General features: G+C 67.2%; 16 protein-coding genes. 2 read left to right on the forward strand and 14 right to left on the reverse strand.

What is annotated here, in order from left to right:
* Positions 1 to 54: 54 nt before the first annotated feature.
* Positions 55 to 846: a hypothetical protein gene (locus AC5Y5Z_RS10545; protein WP_499925041.1), complete on the forward strand. Its 792-nt coding sequence runs from the start codon at positions 55 to 57 to the stop codon at positions 844 to 846.
* 3 nt (positions 847 to 849) lie between these two features.
* Here AC5Y5Z_RS10545 and eccD read toward each other — a convergent pair whose 3' ends face one another.
* The 14 genes from eccD to AC5Y5Z_RS10615 form a co-directional block, all read right to left on the reverse strand.
* Positions 850 to 2,385, reverse strand: a complete 1,536-nt coding sequence (eccD, locus tag AC5Y5Z_RS10550) for a type VII secretion integral membrane protein EccD (RefSeq protein WP_499925043.1) — start codon at positions 2,383 to 2,385, stop codon at positions 850 to 852.
* Positions 2,382 to 4,286 (reverse strand): MinD/ParA family ATP-binding protein, encoded by a 1,905-nt coding sequence (locus AC5Y5Z_RS10555; protein WP_499925045.1) that lies wholly within the window; start codon positions 4,284 to 4,286, stop codon positions 2,382 to 2,384. Before AC5Y5Z_RS10555 ends, eccD begins: the two co-directional genes overlap by 4 nt.
* 116 nt (positions 4,287 to 4,402) lie before the next feature.
* The gene (locus AC5Y5Z_RS10560; RefSeq protein WP_463826244.1) at positions 4,403 to 4,690 is read right to left on the reverse strand and encodes a WXG100 family type VII secretion target; all 288 of its coding nucleotides are present in this window, start codon (positions 4,688 to 4,690) and stop codon (positions 4,403 to 4,405) included.
* Between the two features lie 40 nt (positions 4,691 to 4,730).
* Positions 4,731 to 5,033: a type VII secretion system ESX-1 WXG100 family target CFP-10 gene (gene esxB / locus AC5Y5Z_RS10565; RefSeq protein ID WP_065144405.1), complete on the reverse strand. Its 303-nt coding sequence runs from the start codon at positions 5,031 to 5,033 to the stop codon at positions 4,731 to 4,733.
* Between the two features lie 91 nt (positions 5,034 to 5,124).
* Complete coding sequence (locus AC5Y5Z_RS10570) at positions 5,125 to 6,228, reverse strand: PPE family protein (protein WP_463826243.1); 1,104 nt, start codon at positions 6,226 to 6,228, stop codon at positions 5,125 to 5,127.
* A 212-nt stretch (positions 6,229 to 6,440) separates the two neighbouring features.
* Positions 6,441 to 8,189: a type VII secretion protein EccCb gene (gene eccCb, locus AC5Y5Z_RS10575; RefSeq protein WP_463826242.1), complete on the reverse strand. Its 1,749-nt coding sequence runs from the start codon at positions 8,187 to 8,189 to the stop codon at positions 6,441 to 6,443.
* On the reverse strand, positions 8,186 to 10,429 hold the full coding sequence (gene eccCa, locus AC5Y5Z_RS10580; RefSeq protein WP_473138672.1) for a type VII secretion protein EccCa: 2,244 nt from the start codon (positions 10,427 to 10,429) through the stop codon (positions 8,186 to 8,188). The genes eccCb and eccCa overlap by 4 nt, the downstream gene beginning before the upstream one ends.
* On the reverse strand, positions 10,426 to 11,871 hold the full coding sequence (gene eccB / locus AC5Y5Z_RS10585) for a type VII secretion protein EccB (RefSeq protein WP_463826240.1): 1,446 nt from the start codon (positions 11,869 to 11,871) through the stop codon (positions 10,426 to 10,428). The genes eccCa and eccB overlap by 4 nt, the downstream gene beginning before the upstream one ends.
* Before the next feature lie 3 nt (positions 11,872 to 11,874).
* A complete protein-coding gene (eccA, locus tag AC5Y5Z_RS10590; protein WP_499925048.1) occupies positions 11,875 to 13,605 on the reverse strand; it encodes a type VII secretion AAA-ATPase EccA in 1,731 nt (576 codons plus the stop codon).
* Positions 13,602 to 14,153 carry a DUF2694 domain-containing protein gene (locus AC5Y5Z_RS10595; RefSeq protein ID WP_463826238.1) on the reverse strand — a complete coding sequence of 184 codons (552 nt, stop codon included), beginning with the start codon at positions 14,151 to 14,153 and terminating at the stop codon, positions 13,602 to 13,604. Before AC5Y5Z_RS10595 ends, eccA begins: the two co-directional genes overlap by 4 nt.
* Before the next feature lie 44 nt (positions 14,154 to 14,197).
* Entirely contained in the window at positions 14,198 to 15,046 is an 849-nt protein-coding gene (locus tag AC5Y5Z_RS10600; protein WP_463826237.1) for an ESX secretion-associated protein EspG, read from the reverse strand.
* 2 nt (positions 15,047 to 15,048) lie between these two features.
* Positions 15,049 to 15,357, reverse strand: a complete 309-nt coding sequence (locus AC5Y5Z_RS10605) for an ESX-1 secretion-associated protein (protein WP_463826236.1) — start codon at positions 15,355 to 15,357, stop codon at positions 15,049 to 15,051.
* 90 nt (positions 15,358 to 15,447) lie between these two features.
* Positions 15,448 to 16,686 (reverse strand): EspA/EspE family type VII secretion system effector, encoded by a 1,239-nt coding sequence (locus tag AC5Y5Z_RS10610; protein WP_463826235.1) that lies wholly within the window; start codon positions 16,684 to 16,686, stop codon positions 15,448 to 15,450.
* Positions 16,687 to 16,891: 205 nt separating this feature from the next.
* Positions 16,892 to 17,749: an ESX-1 type VII secretion system transcriptional regulator EspM gene (locus AC5Y5Z_RS10615; protein ID WP_463826427.1), complete on the reverse strand. Its 858-nt coding sequence runs from the start codon at positions 17,747 to 17,749 to the stop codon at positions 16,892 to 16,894.
* 514 nt (positions 17,750 to 18,263) lie between these two features.
* Between AC5Y5Z_RS10615 and AC5Y5Z_RS10620 the strand changes: the two genes are divergently transcribed.
* Positions 18,264 to 18,554 (forward strand): WhiB family transcriptional regulator, encoded by a 291-nt coding sequence (locus tag AC5Y5Z_RS10620; protein ID WP_463826234.1) that lies wholly within the window; start codon positions 18,264 to 18,266, stop codon positions 18,552 to 18,554.
* Positions 18,555 to 18,561 lie beyond the last annotated feature (7 nt).

Below are 18,561 nucleotides of genomic sequence, written 5' to 3' on the forward strand. Positions count from 1 at the left end.
GAAGGCCGGTAAAATTGTGAACGGTAAGACCCCACACAGAGAAGGGATGCTGCGATGGCCGAACCGCTGACCGTGGATCCCGCTCGCTTGATCGCCGCCGCAAGCAAGCTCACCGAACTCGTCTTCCCGACGCCCCCGGCGCCGGTGACGGTGCCCGGATCGGATGCGGTGTCGGCAGCGATCAACCAGACCATGCCGGGAATCGAGTCGCTGGTCACCGACGGCCTGCCCGGTGTCACCGCGGCGCTGAAACGCACCGCGACCAGCATGGGTACCGCGGCCGATGTCTACACCAAGGCTGATCAGTCTCTGGGTCAGGCGTTGACGCAGTTCGGAGTCGGGGGCGAAGCGCCGGGTGCCAACGTGATGGGCGCCATGACCGGTCAGTCGGCGGGGCTGCTCGGCGCCGCCGCGGGCGGGGCGGGGCTGGGTGCGGCCATGCTGGGCGGGCCGGTGGCCGCTGCGCAGGAGGTGCTGGGGGGTGCGGCCGCAGGTGCTGCGGCGCAGGTCAGCGCGCAGGCGGCGGCGCTGTCGCCGCAAATCGCCGCAACGGTTCCGCAGCTGGTGCAACTGGCTCCGCTGGCGCAGCAGATGGCGCCGATGGGTCAACAGGTCGGCCAGAGCGTGCAGCAGGCCGCCTCGCAGGCGTCGCAGGGCGGCGGCGGGGCACAGCTTGCCAGTGACACCAAGCCGGATGAGGACAACAAGGACGACCAGGACCAGGCCGTCGGTCAGCCGACCGACGGAGCCGCCGCGGGCCAGGCGACGTTGGTCAGCGCTCCGGTGGCCGCCTCCGGCGCATCCGGCCCGAAACCCGCTGAAGGCTCGGTCGTCGCGCCGATCTAGCGATCAGAACCGCAGGTTGCGGACCATGTCGTAGACGCCCGTCACCCACAGCAACAGCGGGATGACCGACGCCACCACCGCCCCGTCGACCAGTTCCGAAATCCGTTTGGCCACCGGCGAAATGCGCCGGACCGGGGCCATCGCGCCGATGATCACCAGCGAGATGAGGGCAACCGCGAGGTAGCCGGTCAGGATCAGCCACGCCCACTGCGGGTACCAGAGCACGAGTTTGACCGTCAGACCCGTCGGGATGCCGACCGACGCCGCGAGCAGGGCCCACGCGCACCAGCGATCCACGTAGAGCCGCGACCGGAACCCGCAGAGGACGGTCAGCAGCGACGCGATCACCAGTGTGTGGATGAAGAAGTGTCCGCGCGTCACCACCGCCACGGCGCCGGTGGCCAGGATCAGCGTGCCTGCCGTGACGTAGCCGATCAGCAGTTGCTTGGCCAGCTTGCTGCGTTCGGTCAGCCGAGCCGCCGACGCCGGTACCGAGGCGATGATCGCCTGCCAGGTGGGGGTCTCGTCGTTGGTGGCCTCGTCGGCCGTGACCGGGTCGAGCAGCTCCTCGTTGTCCACCGTTTCACCGGGCACCGGGATCGGCGGCAGGGCGATGCGGGCGACGGCGACGGTCAGTTTGGCCGCGGTGGTCACCACGAACAGGCCGAATGCGATGGCGCCGGCCGGGACCCAGCGCTGATAGTCGTAGCCGTAGGCGATCGCCGCGCCGATCACCGCGATCATGGTGATGACGGCGAACGACGCCAGTTCATGTCGCCGGCGCGGCCCGCCGCGCGTCAGCAAGGTCAGGAACAGCACCGCGGTGGCGGCGGCGGCGAGCTGGGGTGCCCCCAGCGAGCTCACCCCGCGCGGCAACGGAACGGCGATGGCCGCAGCGGCCGCGATCAGCGGTACCGCCGCGATCAGCAGGCATTCGGAAAGCTGGGGCTTCTGGTAGAAGCGGTTCGCCACGAACGAGGCGGCCAGCACGGCGATCCCCACCAGGCCGATCGCCAGCGCCCAGTACCAGCTCCGCCCGGTCAGCCACCACGCCCGTAACGCGACCGCGGTGACCGGGACGGCCAGAATCGGGATTGCGACGGCCACGAAACGGTCGAGCGCCGTCCGGTCGAATTCGGGTGTCTCGTCCAACACCGCGATCGCGTCGATGACGTCTTCGACCAGCGGTCGATACCGCTCAGTCCGGCTCGCCGAGACCAGGGTCAGCAGCGACCCGTCGACGACGCCCGCCTCGTCGAGGGACTGATCGAGCTTCAACGGCGGCGAGCCGGGGCGGGCGAACGTCCACACGCCCTGCGCGGAGAAGTCGAACCCGCCCAGAATGTCGGCCGGGGTGTCCTCGAGGAGTTCGGCGAGCACCGCGACGGTCTCGTCGATGTAGGTGGACATCGGTGTCGCCGCCGGCAACACCAGGTCGGTCATCCGTCTGCCGGTCAGCACCGTGACGCGTGTGGTCGCGGGTCGGGCGGGGGCGGTGCCCGCCGCGGTCGAGCCGGCAGCAACAGCAGGTGCGCTCAACGACGTCCCGCCCTTTCAAAATCGTCGGACAATGCCGCGGCCAGCTCGAGCACCCGGCGCCGGTAGACCGGGCCGAGCTGATCGAGTCGTATCTCGGTCCCGGTGGCGATGTGCCTGTCCCATGGCAGCAGCACCACCCGGTCGGGTCGAACCAGCTGTTGAAACTGTCGCACCAATTGCTTCTCCGCGATGTTGGTTTCGCCGACCGCGACATGATTGATCACGACGACGGCGCGACCGAGCAGGTCCTGATAACCGTTGCGGTGCAGCCATTCCAGTGCGCTCTCGGCCTGGCGGGCGCTGTCCAGCGACACGTTGGTGACGATCACGATCGCCGACGCCGTCTCCAGCACACCCCGCGTCACCGGATCGAACAGCCCCGGCCCACAGTCGGCCAGCACCAGGTTGTAGAACTTCGACACCGTATCCACTGCCGCGCGCAGGTCGTCGCCGCTGAGTCCGCGTGCCGCGGTGGTGTATTCGGCGGTCGGCAGGATCTCCAGGTTGTCCGCGTTCACGCTGGTGTGCGCGCGGACGTCGTTGTAGTGCGACAGGTTCTTGTCGGCCACCAGGTCCACGATGGACGACGACGAGGTGCGGCCCGCCCGCTCGGCCAGATTGCCGCAGCCGGGGTCGGCGTCGAGGACCAGGATCCGGTCGCCGCGCACCTGCGCCAGCATGGTGCCCAACGTGACCGTCGTCGTCGTCTTGCCGACGCCGCCCTTGAGACCCAGCATTCCGATCTGATACGACCCGCGCGGTTTGCGCGCAACTCGGGTGCGCAGGTCCAATTCATACTGCTCGTCACGGGACAGGCCGAGATTGATCCGCGTCGACCTGTAGACCAGCCCCCGCCAGCCCCGTTGCGGAATCGGCTTGGCGGCGGCCGGTGACGGCGCTCGGGGCGGCGTTGAAGGTGGAGGTTGCTGCGGGGTAGCGGGTGGGGGCGCGGGTGCCCGCTGCGACGCTGCCGGTGGCGGGTCGGCCGGCGCGGGCGGCGGCTGCGCCGGCAACGGCCCTGATGGCGCTCGCCGCTTGCCGGGGCGGTCACCCGTCTGGCCGGGCTGTCCGGGTGACGCGGCCGGGCGAGCCTCGGGCATCGGAACCCGGAAGTAGGTGGCGCCCACCGGGTCGGGCTCGCCGGACTCCGGGTCAGGCAGGTACCGGTGTCTGCGACGTGTCGGCGGCTGCTCGGGCGCCGGTGGGCTCGGTGGCTGCGGGGGGCGCTGGTGGGTGCCGAGCCGCACCCGAGGATTCGAACCTGCGTCGGGCCGGTCGGGCGGGACCCGTGCCGGGCCGGGCGGCGGGGGAGGGGGGCCGGCGACGCGAACCGGGGGCGGCGGTGGGTTGGGCTCCGGCTCCGGCTCGGGCTGCGGCGGTTCCGGCGCGCGCGGCGGCCCGCCGATCGGCATGGGCGGGTGAGGTGCCGGCGGCCGCTCGACCGGAGCGGCCTCTTGCGGTGGCGCGGCCGGCGGCGGTTCGGGTGCTGCGATGCGTTCGGGCGCCACCGGGGGCGGTTTGGCCGAGTACGTCGGGAGCTCGGGGGGCGGTGGCGGCGGCGGTCCGCCGATCGGCATGGGCGGCAACGGTGACGTGGGCCGTGCGGCCGGTGCGGCCGACGCCGGTGGCGGCGCGGCCGGCATCGCGGGCGGTGGCGGTGGGGGTTCAGGTGGTTCTGGCGGAGGTGCCCCGATCGGCATGCGGGGCGGCGGTGCGCCGGGGGCCGGACCGGTGGGCTGCGACCAGTCGACGGGCGGGGTATTTCCGGCGTCGCCATTGCCGGTTGCTGAACGGCCGGGTGTGGACAACGAATTCGGATCGAAAAATGTTTGCCCGGTCTCGTCCGGGGGGGAACCGGATTCTGGCACGGGCCGAAAGAGTTTGTCGTAGTCGGCCGGCATCAGAACCTCTCAGAAGTTCGTCACATGAAAGAAGCACGAGAAGGGGCGAGATCCCCCCGAAGGGGTGAGCTCGCCCGATCTCGTGCTTGCAGATTCTACGCGCAGAGCGCCCTTTGTCAGGCGAACATCCCGGTCACGTTGCCCTCGGTGGACTGCATGGCCTGACCGGCCTCGCTGATGGTCCGGGCCAGGTTCTGCAGCGAGTTGTTCAGCTCCTGCGCGGTGCTGTCCCACTTCTGCTGAACGCCCTGGTAGGCCTCCGAACCGCTGCCGCCCCAGGTCGCCGCGAGCTTGGTCAGCGACTGCTTTCCCTCGTCGAGCAGGGAGTGGATGCTGGAAACGTTTCCCTGGATGGTGCTGGCCGCGGCCTCGATGCCCGCGAAATTCCACTGCTGTTCTGTCATGTCGTTTGCTCCGTTTCTGGTGGTATGTGGGGGGATCGGCTCAGAAGCCCATTTGCGAGGACAGCGCCTGCTGCTGCTCTTCGTCGGCCCGGGAGTACTGGACGCCGGCCTGACGGATGTTCGTCGAAATCTCGTCGAGTTCGGCCTTCTGCTTGTTGGCGGCTTCCTGGAAGCGCACGACGGCGGCCTGGGCGGCCTGGCCGGCGGCACCCTGCCACTGACCCTGCAGCGACGCTGCGGTGGATTCGACCTGGTCGATCTGAGTCTTCAGATCACCGGAGATCCGTTCGAAGTTACCTGCCTCTTGCGCGAGGGCAGCGGCATCAGTCTTCATCTCTGCCATGCTGGACTACTTTCTCTCTTTCCAATCCTCGCCGTGGTTGGCAAGTCTTCCGGCCCGGTTGACCGGGAAGTTCCTGGTGGCTGTGGTGCGATCACCATTCGTCGTCGTCATCCCACAGCTGTTCTTCTGGTTCGTCGTGTTCGTCGCTCGCCGCGGCCGGGACCGCCAGCGCGGTCCTGGTGCCGCCGCCGGAGCCGGCGCCCTGGCCCATCGCGCCGGCACCCACCGGCGCCGAACCTCCGGTCGCGGTTTCGCCGGCAGCGGCCGCCGGCATCATCGCCGGACCCACGGGCTTGTCGATCAACCCGGTCATCAGCGGCGTGCGGGTCAATGTCCCACCCGCGCCCGGGAGTGCTTCCCCGCGTAGCAATCCCGAGCCAACGCTGGCGCCCGAGCCGCCGGCGAGGGGGTGGTTCGACAGTGGGCTGGCACCGAGCAGACCCATCTGCGCTTCCTCGTCACCCAGACCCGTACCGGTGCCTGAGCTGCTGCCCAGTTGACTGAACATCGAGGTCATCTGCTGAGCGGGCTGGGCGAGTTGTTGCATCGGGCCGCTCAACTCCGCGACCTGGCCGGCCGTCGCGGACAACTGGCCCGGCGTCACGCTGCCGAGTTGGGCGGGCATCCCCAGCAGTGGGTTCGTCGCCATGGCACCCTGGCTCACCCCCGGGTCGAGGATGGCCGTCATCGGCTCGATCTTGTCGAACATGGTGTTGGCGAGCGTTTCGGCCTGGTAGATGTCCATCGCCACCGCCGCCTGGGTCCACATCCGGACGAAGTAGTCGATCTCGTTGAACGCGATCGGGACGGTGTTGATGCCGAAGAAGTTGGTCGCAGTCAGGACCGCGGTGGTGATGTGGTTCATCGCGATCTCGGGCAGCGACGGTGTGGTCGCCATCGCCTGGGTGTAGGCCGCGGCCTGTGCTGTGGCCTGCATCCCGCGCGTCTTGGCCTGGGTCGAGGCGGTCTGCAACCAGGTCACCATCGGGAGGGCCGACGCGATCGCCTTGTCGCTGCTGCCGCCCGTCCAGGCCTCGCCGAGTGAGTTCAACCGGGCGGTCAATTCCGCGGCCTGGGCGTCCAGCGCGGCTGCCAGCGTCTCCCACCCGAGGGCCGCTGCCAACATCGGGGCGGGGCCGGCGCCGGCCATCAGCCGAGCGGTATTCAACTCCGGTGGCATTGCGTGCCAGAACATGTGGTCAACTCCCCTCTGTTCCCGATTCGGCCAATTGCTGGAAATAGTTTTCTATTTTGGTTGGACGGGCCCGCGAATATTTGCGTTCCGGACCCAAACTTCGTCGTCACCGCCGGAATTCCGTAGGCCCGATTTCTCGTTCTCCTCGGAGGCTTTCTTCGTGCGTTGCAATAATCCTAACCGGGGTTGAGGGGTGCTCCGCACACTTATTCTCAGAGCTCGTCGGGGGGTTCGATGTAGGGCGCCTGGATGACCTCCTTTCCGTCGGGCGACACGAGAAACGCCTGGCCAGGAGGCCGCCGCTTGACCTTGAACTCGCTGGACGGGAACTCCTGTTTCTCCCCGGAGAGGAACATGGTGGGCGCACCCGACCCGAACGCGGCGCCGACGAACTTGTCCATCGTGGCCTTGTATGCCTGACTCATCTGGCAGGTGACAATGATGTGCAACCCGATATCGGCCGCCGCCGGCAATAGTGGTGCCAGCGGAGCCATTGGTGGCATGCCGCTCGCGGCACCGACAATCATGTGCCAGTCGTCGACCAGTAATACGACGTCGAATCCGGTCCACCACGAACGCGAACGCAATTGCGCCGTCGTCAAATCGGTCGGCGGCAACCGCCGCTTGAGGTTCACCGCCAACGCCTGAACCGCCTCGTCCAGGCTCGCGCTGTTGCGGTTGATCGCACCGGCCTGCAGCAGGTGACTCTGCGGGACCGCGTCCAACAGGCCGGAGCGGTAGTCGGCCAGCATGAACCGCACCTGGTCGGGACTGTTGCGGGCGCAGATGGCGCGCGCGATCGCGTGGGCGATGGTCGTCTTGCCGGACTTGGCCGCACCGAAGATCAGCAGGTGTGGGTTGGTGTGCATGTGGCTGTAGGCCGGCGTGAGGTCCGCTTCGCGCAGCCCGATGGGAATCTCCCAGCGGGTGCGGTAATCCGCAGCCGGCCCGGGCGGGTTCGGATCGAGCTCGTAGAGGTGGATGCGTTCGGGCAGCACCCGGACCGGGGGCGCCTTCTCGGTGGTCTGCGAGGCGATGCGTTCGACCCCGGCGGTGATCGCGTCGACGAGATTCTCCGGACTGTGCACCCCGTCGAAGCGGGGCACCCCGATCATCAGGTGGTGTTTCTCCATGGACACCGCGCGGCCCGGCCGGTTGGCCGGGATCTCCCGGGTGATGCGGTCGATCTGGGTCTCGTTGACGTCGCCGAGCCGGAACTCGATCTTGGTGCCCAGGTAGTCGCGGACACGTGACTTCAGTTCCGTCCACCGTGGCGTGGAGATGATGACGTGCACGCCGAACGCCAGGCCCTGCGCGGCCAGATCCTGCACCGGCGCTTCCAGCTCGTTGAACTCACTGACGAAACCGGGCCACCCGTCGATGATCAGGAACACGTCGCCGTAGGGATCGGCCGCGACGGGCTGATTCGGGTCGGCGCGTAGCTGCCGGTACATCGCGATCGAGCCGACCCGGTGCTCTTTGAACATCTGCTCGCGTTGCCGCATCACGGCCTGCATCTCGGCGACCACGCGGTGGACCTTGTCGGGTTCGGAGCGGCTCGCTATGCCGCCCACGTGCGGCAGGTTCTCCAGATAGATCAGCCCGCCGCCACCGAGGTCGATGCAGTAGAACTGCACGTCGCGCGGGGAGTGGGTGGCGGCCGCCGACATCACCAACGTCTGGAGCAGGGTGGACTTTCCGGTCTGCGGTGCGCCGCCGATGCCGATGTTGCCGCCGGCACCGGACACGTCGACACCCCAGGTTTCCTGCAGGTGCCGGCGCGGCTCGTCCATGATCCCCAGGGCGAATCGCAACGGTTGTCGCCGGTCCCGGGCGATCAGTTCGTCCAGCGGCGTCGGATCGGTCAACGGCGGCAGCCACATCTTGTACGCCCGGGATTCGCCGGTGCCCAGTTGGTCGAGGATCACTTCGCGCAGGGCCCGCGTCTCGGTGTTCGTCATGACTTCACCACCTCTTCCTCGACAACCGGCGCCGCGGTGAACTGGCGGATCCGCATGGACTGCCTGCCGACCTGCGCGCCGGCACGCCCGCTGTCCCCGTTGGTGTCGGCGGCGGCCGGCGGGATGTACGGACTACCGATGTAGAAGGTGCTGAACTTCACCGGATCCTCCATGCCGACCCGCAGGAACCCGACGCCGCTTTCCTTATTGGTGATGTACTGCGCCTCGGGCGTACCGATCACCGACTTCGATTCGTGAGAACTGGTGGTGCGCAACGCTATTCGATAGGTCAGGTTCGGTTCGAGTTTGTCGATGCGGGCGCCGCCGGTCTGCAGCGACTGGGTGGCCAGCAGCAGGTGCACCCGCAGCGAGCGGCCCACCCGGCAGATGCGGTCGAACAGCGCGACGAAGTCGGGATGGCTCTGCAGCAGTTCGGCGAACTCGTCGACGACCACAAAGAGCGTTGGCAGCGGCGCCAGATCCGCACCCCGCTCGCGGTACTTCTCGTACTCGGCCACCCCGGACAGGGCGCCCGCCGCACCGACCTGGATGCCGGCCTGACGCAGGATGTTCTGCCGCCGGTCCAGCTCGCCGGTCAACACCTCACCCATCCGGCTGACCAGCTCGGCTTCTTCGGCCATGTTGGTGACGACAGCGGCGGTGTGCGGAAGTTTCTCCATACCAAGGAAAGTCGACCCGCCCTTGAAGTCGGTGAGCAGCAGGTTCACCTGATCGGGATGGGTCATCGCGACCAGCGACAGGATCAGCGTGCGCAGAAACTCCGATTTGCCCGAGCCGGTGGTGCCGATCAGCATCCCGTGCGGTCCGGCACCGAATTCGGCGCCCTCTTTGATGTCTAGGTACATCACATTGCCGGTCTTGAGTTCGTGGCCGAAGGGAATCCGCAACCGGTCCCGGTCGGTGTCGGTGTACATCCGCCAGCGGCTCGGAGTCACCTCCTCGACACTCTTGGCGCCCACCAGTTGGTGCCACTCGCTGGCCACCTTCTTCTGGACGCGTTGTGTCCGGTCGAGGATGGTTCCGGTGATCGACCAGCCGGCCAGTTTCCGGGCCACCCGGCTGGCCTCGGCCGGGGACATCCCGTCCGCGGCCGAGACCACCAGCCGGAACTGCTGGCCGGGTAGCCGGTCGTCGGCCTTGCCGTCGTCGTTGACCCGGATGCGGTAGGCCGACCCGCGGTGGTTGCCCAGCGTGATCACCGTGACTCCGGCCCGGCCGTCGGGCGGAAATCCCGCCTTGCCGCCGGTCAAGTCGACGACGACGACGTAGGGACCGGTCGGCAGCGTGTCGGGGGCGTGCGGTCCGCGCGCGGCGAGATCGGCCAGCCCGTCGGGACGGGTGTAGATCATCCGGACCGGGCCCGCCGCGTCGGTCTCGGTCTGATGCGCGACGTGCGGAAGCCATTTCAGCCAGGACCAGTCCGGGTCGTCGGGATCCTCGGTGAGCACCCGGATCTGCAACAGGTCCGGCGGGTGGAACACCGCGAGATGGCAGAGCATCGCGGTCAACAGCCGGTCGGCGCCGGGCCGGTGACCACCGATCGCGATCGTCGGAAATGTGCGGAGCTGCAGCAGCTTCGGGCAGTCGTGGATCAGACCGTGGGTGCGCAGGAACTTCACCACCCACATGTGGCTGACCGGCTCCAGGTACGGCTGGGGCGCCGCCGTGGATGCGGCCAGCTCGCCGCCGACCGCCGGCTTCAGCAACCGGTCCACCGCGGGCTGGTCACCGATCCCGATGCGGGTGGCCGCATAGAAGTCACTGTTGGCCGGCCGCGACCACTGCCGCTGGGACCCGACGATCGACAGCAGATCTTCGGGATGTGGTGCGTGGTAAGAGAAGAACGCCACCTGCGAACTGGCCGAGGAGGTGACCCGGCTGCGCAGCCCGGCCAGATAGCGCAGATACTCCTTGCGGTCGGCGTTGATTTCCGGCACCTTCTTGCCGCCACCGCCGGTGCCGCCGGCCATGCCGCCGACCATCATCATGATCATCATCAACGGCATCATCAGCATGTACGGCGACAACTGCTTGGTCCCGCCGGCCAGCATGATCGCGATCATGCCGACCATGCAGCCGCCCATCACGTACGGAAGTGCCTTCTGCACACCCGACGGCGGAATCTCGATGCCGAGATCGTCGGGCGGGGTCAGGCTGATCTCACCGGGGGTCAGCCGCGGCCCGCGGGTGATGGTCGGGGTGAACTTCTTCGTCGTCATGAGGGCGCTCCAGGGGTGCCGCCGGGAACTTTTCGGGGAGTCGGATCGGCCGGCAACGTCTCGTGCTCGAGCATTGCGGCGTCCTTGGACAACACCGGCCCGTCGACCAGCAGCCGAATGATCTCCCACGGCGCGGTTTTCGGTGAGCTCAGACCGAGCGCCTTGGCCGAATCGGCGTTGGGCACCCCGTAACGCACCCCCTCGGGGTCGACGTAATACATCGATTCCCCGTAGCGCGGATCCGGGGACTGCAACCGGACGAACTTGCCGCCGTCGATGAAAATGGTTGCCGCCCCCTGGATCTGCTTGATACCGCTGTTCATCAGCGACGGTGCGATGGGCAGATGCCGCCCGGAGAGGACGGTCTGCTTGGGCGCCTGGTCCCCGGCGGCCCGTTCCCAGGTCCAGCACAGGGTGGGCTCGTCGGGGCGGGCCAGAATCTTGAGCTGCTGGTCGGGCAACGGTGAGGGGTACACCTGCTCGGGGATGCGGACCACGACGCTCGGCACCACCGCGGGAGGAGCGACCAGCCCGTGCGATTGGGTGGCGCGCAGCGCGGTCGCGGTGGTGGCGTTGACCATCGCGATGCCGTTCGGCAGCACCACGTAGTACTGCGGACCTTTTTCGGCGTGGATCTGGAACACCGACCCGATCACCAGTTCATCGGGCAGCCCGACGGTATTGGGTTCGCCCGCCCCGGGTATCGGTGGCAGCTGCCAGGTGCCCTGGCTGGGCAGTGCGTTGAACATGCCCTCCGAAATCGGCACAGCCTTGGCGGTGACGGGTATGCCCATCGCCGAAGTCAGGGCACGATCGTTGAGATCAATTGAGTGACGGCCCTTTTCGGTGACAATCCATTGCTGACCCTGATAGGTCGCCAGCAGCGCCTCGTTCGCATCGACCGGGTCCACCGTCGGATCGATCTTCAGCGGCATCGCGATCACCGAGGTCTGGATCAGCGGCGTGGCGGTGTCGGCGCGAGAGACCGTGTCGCACAACGTCCACACCGAGTTGTTGTCCCCGGACACCGGCGTTGCGTACGGCGCCCCGGGGATGCCCAGCGTCTGGCCCAGTGGCAATTTGGTGAGTTCGGAGGACTTCACGGTGGCCGGGTTGGCCGGATTGCCCAGCACCAGCCGCGCCGAGGTCAGGTTGTAGACCGGGTGCAACTGCCCCGAGACGATCACATAGAGCTCGTTGGTGGCGCGGTCGGTGAGAAGTGTGGTGCCGCCGAGCTTTCCCTGCGGTTTGAAGTACGCCAGCAGCCCCGCGCCCACCAGGATCACCACCGCGATGACGACGCCGAGCCACACCGAACGGCTGTAGAACTGCAGCGGGTCGTCGAACATGCGGGTGTCGCGTCGCACGATCGCGTGCTCGACGCGGCGGAGCAGGAAGCGCCACCCGCTGACCTGAACCTTGGTGGTCAGGCGAAGCCCCATGTGTCACTCTCTCATGTTGAGGTGGGCATGCGCCGCGGCGATTGCCTCGGCCATGTCCGCGTTGTTGATCTCCTGCAGTCGGTCCACATCAAGAGCTTCGATGTCCAGGCCCTGCGCCAGGCGCATGTCCCGGCACTGTTCGGCAGCCTCGACCAGTTGCCGTGCGTAACGGCCGTTTCCGGCGATGTCCAGCGCCGGCCGGCCACGCAAAGTCCGATCGTGCAGCACCTTGGCCGCCGCCAGGAAGGCATCGGCCGCTTCCCCGCTGAGCGTCGAATCATTGGCGGCGGCAATGACCTTCGCAATCTCGAGGAGTTCGTCGGGGCTGTAGGTATCGAACTCGATGCGGGTGGCGAAGCGCGACCGCAGGCCCTCGTTGGTTTCCAGCAGCCGGTCGATGTCGTTGCTGTAGCCGGCGATGATCACCACCAGCCGGTCGCGGTCATTCTCCATTCGCGCCAGCAAGGTGTCCAGCGCCTCCTGCCCGAACGGGTCGGTGCGGCCATCCCGTTCCTGCACAAGGGCGTACGCCTCGTCGATGAACAGCACCCCGCCCAGGGCCTGATCGATGGTCTTGGTGGTCTTGACGGCCGACTGACCCTCGTACTCGGCGACGAAGTCCTTGCGTGAGGTCTCGACCAGCTTGGGTTCGGAGATCACCCCGAGCCCGGCAAGCATGTTCGCGACAACGCGCGCAATCGTCGTCTTGCCGGTGCCCGGCGGACCGGTGAAAATCATGTGCTTGCTGGGCTGGGCCACCTTCATGCCTTTGGCGGCGCGGACCCGCGCCATCAGGGTCGCCGCGCGGTAGCGCTCGATCTGCGTCTTGACCCGGGTCAGCCCGATCTGACGGTCCAACTCGGCCTGGGCGTCGGCCAGCAGCGCCTCGCGGCCGGAGTTGTCGGTCACCACACTGGCCGGGTCCCACGGATCCGATCGGGAGGAGATCTGCTCGGCTGTGGTGGTCTGCAACCGGTAGGACGGATCCTTTAGTGCCGCTGCGACTTTCGGATCCGGATGGGTGGTCTGCAGCCATTCCAGCAGCGCCACCGCGGCGTCCTCGTTGCCTTGGCTGCGCCGCGACAGGGCCAGGAACCACGCGATGGCCCGGGCGCACGCTTCACCGGCCGGTGAGTCGTTGGCTTCGGTCAGCCGGCGTTCAGCCTCGGTGAACAAACCCAGATTCGCCGCCGCCACACCGTGCGCCACCCCGGCGGCACCGGTCAGGAACTTGTCCGGCCACTTGCCGGCGCCCTTCACCTGGTCGATCACGTCCGTCCAGCGTTCGGCCGCGCCGTAGATCACCGCCTTGAGCCACGCGACCAGATGCTCGGACCCGCCCGCCGCCCCGGGGGCCATGGCGTCCAGAGCTTCCAGCGCGTCGGCGTAATTACCTTGCGCTGCTTCGGATGCCGCGAAGCCCATCGTCACCGCAAGTGGTGAGGTGACCGGATAGGTGATGTCGCCGTACAGACCCCCGATCGGGACCCTGGCGTTGAGCGTGCTCATCGAAATCTGCGCGGCCCCGGAAAGCCGGCCGAAATTGCGGCGCGAGTACCAGGCCCGGAACAGCGTCACGCGATCGGTGTCACCGCAGCGGATCCTGCCCACCCACGCATCGCACGCCGACTCGTCGTCATTGGTGATCTCGGTGAACAGGTCCAGTGACCGTGCCTCCGACAACGGCAGCATGCCGACGGCACTGTCGAACAGACCGGCCAGGCGATCAGTCATTGATCACCGTTGTACCGGGCGGTGTAGTCCACGTCGTAGCGGGAGGCGAACACCTCTGCTTCCCGGGCGGCCGCCTCTTCTGGCGTCGGCAGATTCAGTGTCATGCCGACGAATTCGTGCAGCAGCGCGTTCTGTTGCGCGTCGCCGCCGGTCATCTCGCCCATGTTCTCGACCATGAAGGTGTGTTGGGCGGCCCGCGCCTTCTGCCGGGCCAGGTCGGCGATGACGAAAATTTCTTCGGCAAGCCCCGATTCGGACATGCTCGATGCCCTATCGGTCACGGTGATCTGCTGCACGCGGCCGTCCATCAACGCCGTCACCGACACCGAACCCTGCGGATTGGTGACGGTGAACAACGCCAGCTCGGGTTCCTCCTCCTGCTCGGTCAGCCCGCTCAGTGCATCGAGTTCGGTTCCGGAGCCGTCGGTTTCGGTCGGTGGGGCATAGTCACCGAGCACGTCGAGCGAGGACTCTTCGACGACGGCACCGCCGGAGAAATCCAGCGCCCCGAGGTCGTCGCTGTCGTAGTCGTTACCGGGCAGGTCCACTGTGGCGTCCCTTTCTGGACTGGTATCGGGAAAGTTCGCGGGCGTTACGCGGAGGCTTCGGCATGGTCCAACCAAGATCCGGCGGGCAGCAGCTCGAGCAGGCCGTCCAGCGCGCGTTGCAGATTCTGTTGGGTGCCGGCGAGAAAACTCCCGTACAGCTCGCCGCCCACCCGGCGGGGCAGCGAGACCAGACGCCCGTGCTCGGAGTCCAGAACGCCTGCGGCTGCGGGGGTGGTGGTGGTGGTCCCCCCGGGATGGCGCTGGCTGGCGACGATCTCGACCCAGCTGGTCGGGTTACTGACGATCTCGCTATAGATGCGCGCCTGCGCCGGCGGAACGCCGTGCCGCGTCAGGTGTGCGGCCGTCGTGCACTCAGCGAGCTCGCTGGCGACCCCGGTCAGCGGCTCGACGGGCGCCGGCTCCGCTGAGCCCAGCACGGTCGTCACCATGCCGGCCAACCCGACCTGCGGCGCCACCAACTGCAACACCAGCATGTCGTCGTCGCGGGCCGCGACCACGTGGGTATCACCCTTGCGGCACACCACAAATCGGACCATCACGCCGGCGGCACCCGCGCCGGCTCTGTCGCGGCGCCACCAACGGCATTCCAGCGTGCGGTCGGCGCGACTGATGGTCTCAACCATCGACGCCACCCCCGGGTGCGGTTGCCCGTTGTGGTCCAGCACCCCCTGCGCGGTGAGGTCGCGCCGCACCTGGTCCCAGACCACGTCCCGCAGCTCCTCTTGGGGGATGTTGGGCCGAATGCCAAGTGCGACCGGGAAATCGACCAGGTGCAACCGATCGGCGATGACCAGCATCCCGTCGATGGTGACCTCCACGCCGACGACATCGTCAACGAGGCCCGCGCGGCCGGAAGCGAGCGGACCGGACATGATCAGCCGAAGATCTTGTCGATGACGCCGGCCAGCCCCTGGTCGGAATTGAGGTAGGCGGTCGCAGCCGAGATCAGGTTGGTCGCCAGCCCGGTGCTGACGCCCTGCACACCCTTACCGGTGTTGCTGCGGCTGGTTTCCAGGTCACGCAACGCGTTGTTGAATTTCGATGTGAACGAACCGTGGGTCATCGAGACGCGTCCGCTGATCCCGGTGACCGAATTGGTGGCGGTGCCGAATTGTCCGGCGATTTCGGTCTGCATGCCGGAGAGCACCTTCAGAAACGAAGGTACGACTTCGAGAACTGACATGGGGCAGAACCTTCCTCTACGTTTAACTTTTTTACTCGCTATGGCATTGGCTTGTTAGGGGTTTGGCCGAGTTGAGGCCGACTGCTTGGACTACAGGACGGTGCCCGACTGGCTCTGGCCGCCGGTTCCCACATCGACGGGCGCACGCTCGCCGCCGGCAACCCCGGCCGCCGCGCCCGCACCCTGGTCGTCCCGGTCGTCCTGCTGGCCCCCTTGCTGGGCCTGCGAGGAGATCATCTGCGCCTGTTGACTGGCCATGTTGCCCATCTGACCCGGGCCGCCGCCGGCAGCCATGAGTTGCTGGAGCTGGCCCATGGTCGAGCTGATCTGCCCGACGCCCGGCAGTTGGGCGAAGCTGAGCAGGTTTCCGAAGCTCAGCACGGGCAGGCCGGCGAAGCCGCCCAAAAAGTCCGGCAGCGCGGCCAGTTCGGTCCAGGTGGGCAGTTTGCCCAAGTTGCCCACGCCCGGGAAGAGGTCGCCCAGCCCGGGCAGGCCGGGGAACACGTCGGGGATGCTGGGCAGGCCGGGCAGATTGGGGAAGCCGGGGATGAGGCCGCCGAGGTCGGGGATGACGCCGCCGAAGTCGGGCAGGCCGGGGATGGACGGCCACTGGAATTCGGGCAGCCCCGGGATCGGCAGGTTGAAGTCCGGGACACCGACCTGCGGCGGCCAGGTGAACTCGGGCAGGCCCGGGATGTTGGGCAGGCCGGGGATCGGGAGGTCGGGCAGTTTCGGCGGCCAGATGGTGTCGATGATGCCGCCGATGATGTCGGGAATCAGCCCGGCCAGCTTGGGCAGGTTCGTCAAGATGTCGAGTAGCCGGCCGCCGAGTCCGATCATGTTGAACGCGTTCATGGCGGTCATGATCGTCAGGTAGAGCAGGGCGCCGCCGACAACCGTCATCGCCAGTGCGCAGGCCGGGATCGCCATCGCCACCGAAAGGGCGTCGCCGACGATCCAGAGGTTGTCTTCACACCATTTGCAGGCCTTGTACACGCCGTCGACCATGCTCTTCATCGCGCGTAGCACCTTGCGCGTGCTTTCGACGTGTTCGGCCTGATTCGAGATCAGGTTGCCGGTCAAATCGTCGATTTCACCCATCAGCTTGGCACGCAGTTGTTGCGCGGTGTTCTGGTTCAAATAGGCATCGGCGGCCTGGCCGATCCAGTTGGTGCCCGGAATGGCGAGGCCGATCTTGTCGGCCACGCCTTTGAACAGTGAGGAGCCGGCGTTGAAAACGTCGCCCGGGTCGGGAATGCCGTCGCCCAGCAGAAACAACTGCGTGTAAATGAAGTTGCTGGTGGTCTTGCAAATCGCGCTACCCGACATTTGCGTGGTTCCTTACGTTGGCTGTTGGCGTGCACGGACGTTTTCGTTATGCACTTTCGCATCGTGTGTCGAGCTTAACAGCGCTGCGACCGAGCTCAATGCACGAATTTTCTGGTGGGAGTGGATGTTTCGCGGGCACAGCAGGTACCCGCGCACCACGGAGTACCGGGGCAACAACGACGTTCCCCGTACCATCCCGCTCATTTCAATTGATCTGGCTGATAAGTGCTTCGATCGCAGCGGCGGCGTCCGGCGGCAACACTTCCTCCGCCTCGGCACGAACGATCGTTTCTTCGCTGACTCCGGCTGCGAGGGCCGTTTCATGGGCGGAAAGATTTGCACGCCGGCGCGCGGCATATAACCGCTGCGCGAGCGTGGCGCCGGGAGCCGTGGCACCCAAGGTCATCAATTCGTCGTGATAGCGACGCACGGCGCCCATGGCTTTGATGAGTTCCGGCGTTATCCGACTGATCCGCGTGGCCTGAACGGCGATTCCCTCGAGCTGGCGCAAATCGGCCAGAATGGGCGCTGCGCGCTCGGTGAATTCGGGATCCTCCGGCGCGGGCAATGCGGCGATCGCCAAACTGCAGGTGTCCACGGCGGCGGCCACCGCCTGGGCGATCAGCGATGCCGGGCCGTCGGCCGTCGGCGGGGGTGGTGGCGGCACCGGTGGGGCCGGCGCGGGTTGGGTGGCGACCGCCTCGCCGTCACGGATGCGCTCGATCGTCCCGGCCGGCCACTGCAGCACCTCTTCGAGCTTGGCGCGAGTCCGGTCGCGGGGCCAGCTACGGCCCTTCTCGAAGGCGATCAACGCACCCGCGTTGATGATGCCGTCGGCGGCGAGGCTGCGCTGACTGATGTCGAGCTCGCGCCGACGCGCCGCCGCGGCGGCGCCGGCCCGGGCCAGCCCGGGATCGACTTCGGGGGACTGGTCGACCGGCTCGTGTCCTGCCGGACGGTCCCGAGCGTGCTCTTCAGGCGAATTGGACGGCCTGACGGCTTCGAACGTCAACGCCTTGCCTCCAGTGAGTTGGCCGAACCGGATGTGGGACACGGTGCGCATATTGATCCTGGCGGGTCGCGCGGCGTCGAGCTTGAGCGCGGCCAGCGCAGCTGGACCGACGGTCGACTCGGTGTCAGGCATCTGCGGAGAGTCCTCGCTCGTGGATTCCAGAGCGGCCGGCCGCACGCACCTTCCGCTAGCCAACATCGTAACCGTTGCACCCTTTCATTGCTATACCTTCGCTACGCTTTTCTCAGCGGTCAGATGGTGCGGCGCATCCCGCTATAACCGGTCTACCGCTACGGTTAAGCCTAACGCCAAGCACACATGTCGGGCGCACTTCTTTGGCAGTGGTCGCTGGGACCAGCCGTTCACGAGCAAACCCACAGCAAATTGGCAGGAAAAAACCCCTGGTGATACCAGGTTTCGTCGAGTAGGCCGGGGCTGCCTCCGCAAAACGTAGCGCCGTCCTCAGCATGGCCATAAACAAACTGTTGCACTGCGACGGTTCTTGCTATACCGTTCTGCGGCAGAGGGGCACAACCTGCAACGCTTTATGGAGGAACGTAAAGACATGACCGCAACGACTCTCTCTTCGGTCCCGCAGCTGGGCGTGTGCACCCAAGACCCCGACCGTTGGACCACGACGCCCGACGCCGAGGCCAAGACCCTGTGCCGGGCGTGCCCGCGCCGGTGGCTGTGTGCCAAGGAAGCGGTGGAATTGCCTGGCGCGGAAGGCCTTTGGGCCGGCGTGGTGATCCCGGACTCCGGCCGGGCGCGGACGTTCGCGCTCAACCAACTGCGGTCGCTGGCCGAGCGCAACGGTTTCCCGGTCCGGGAGCGGATCGCCGCCCAGTCGGCGTGATGCGACG

The organism is Mycobacterium sp. NGS29 (assembly GCF_059812965.1).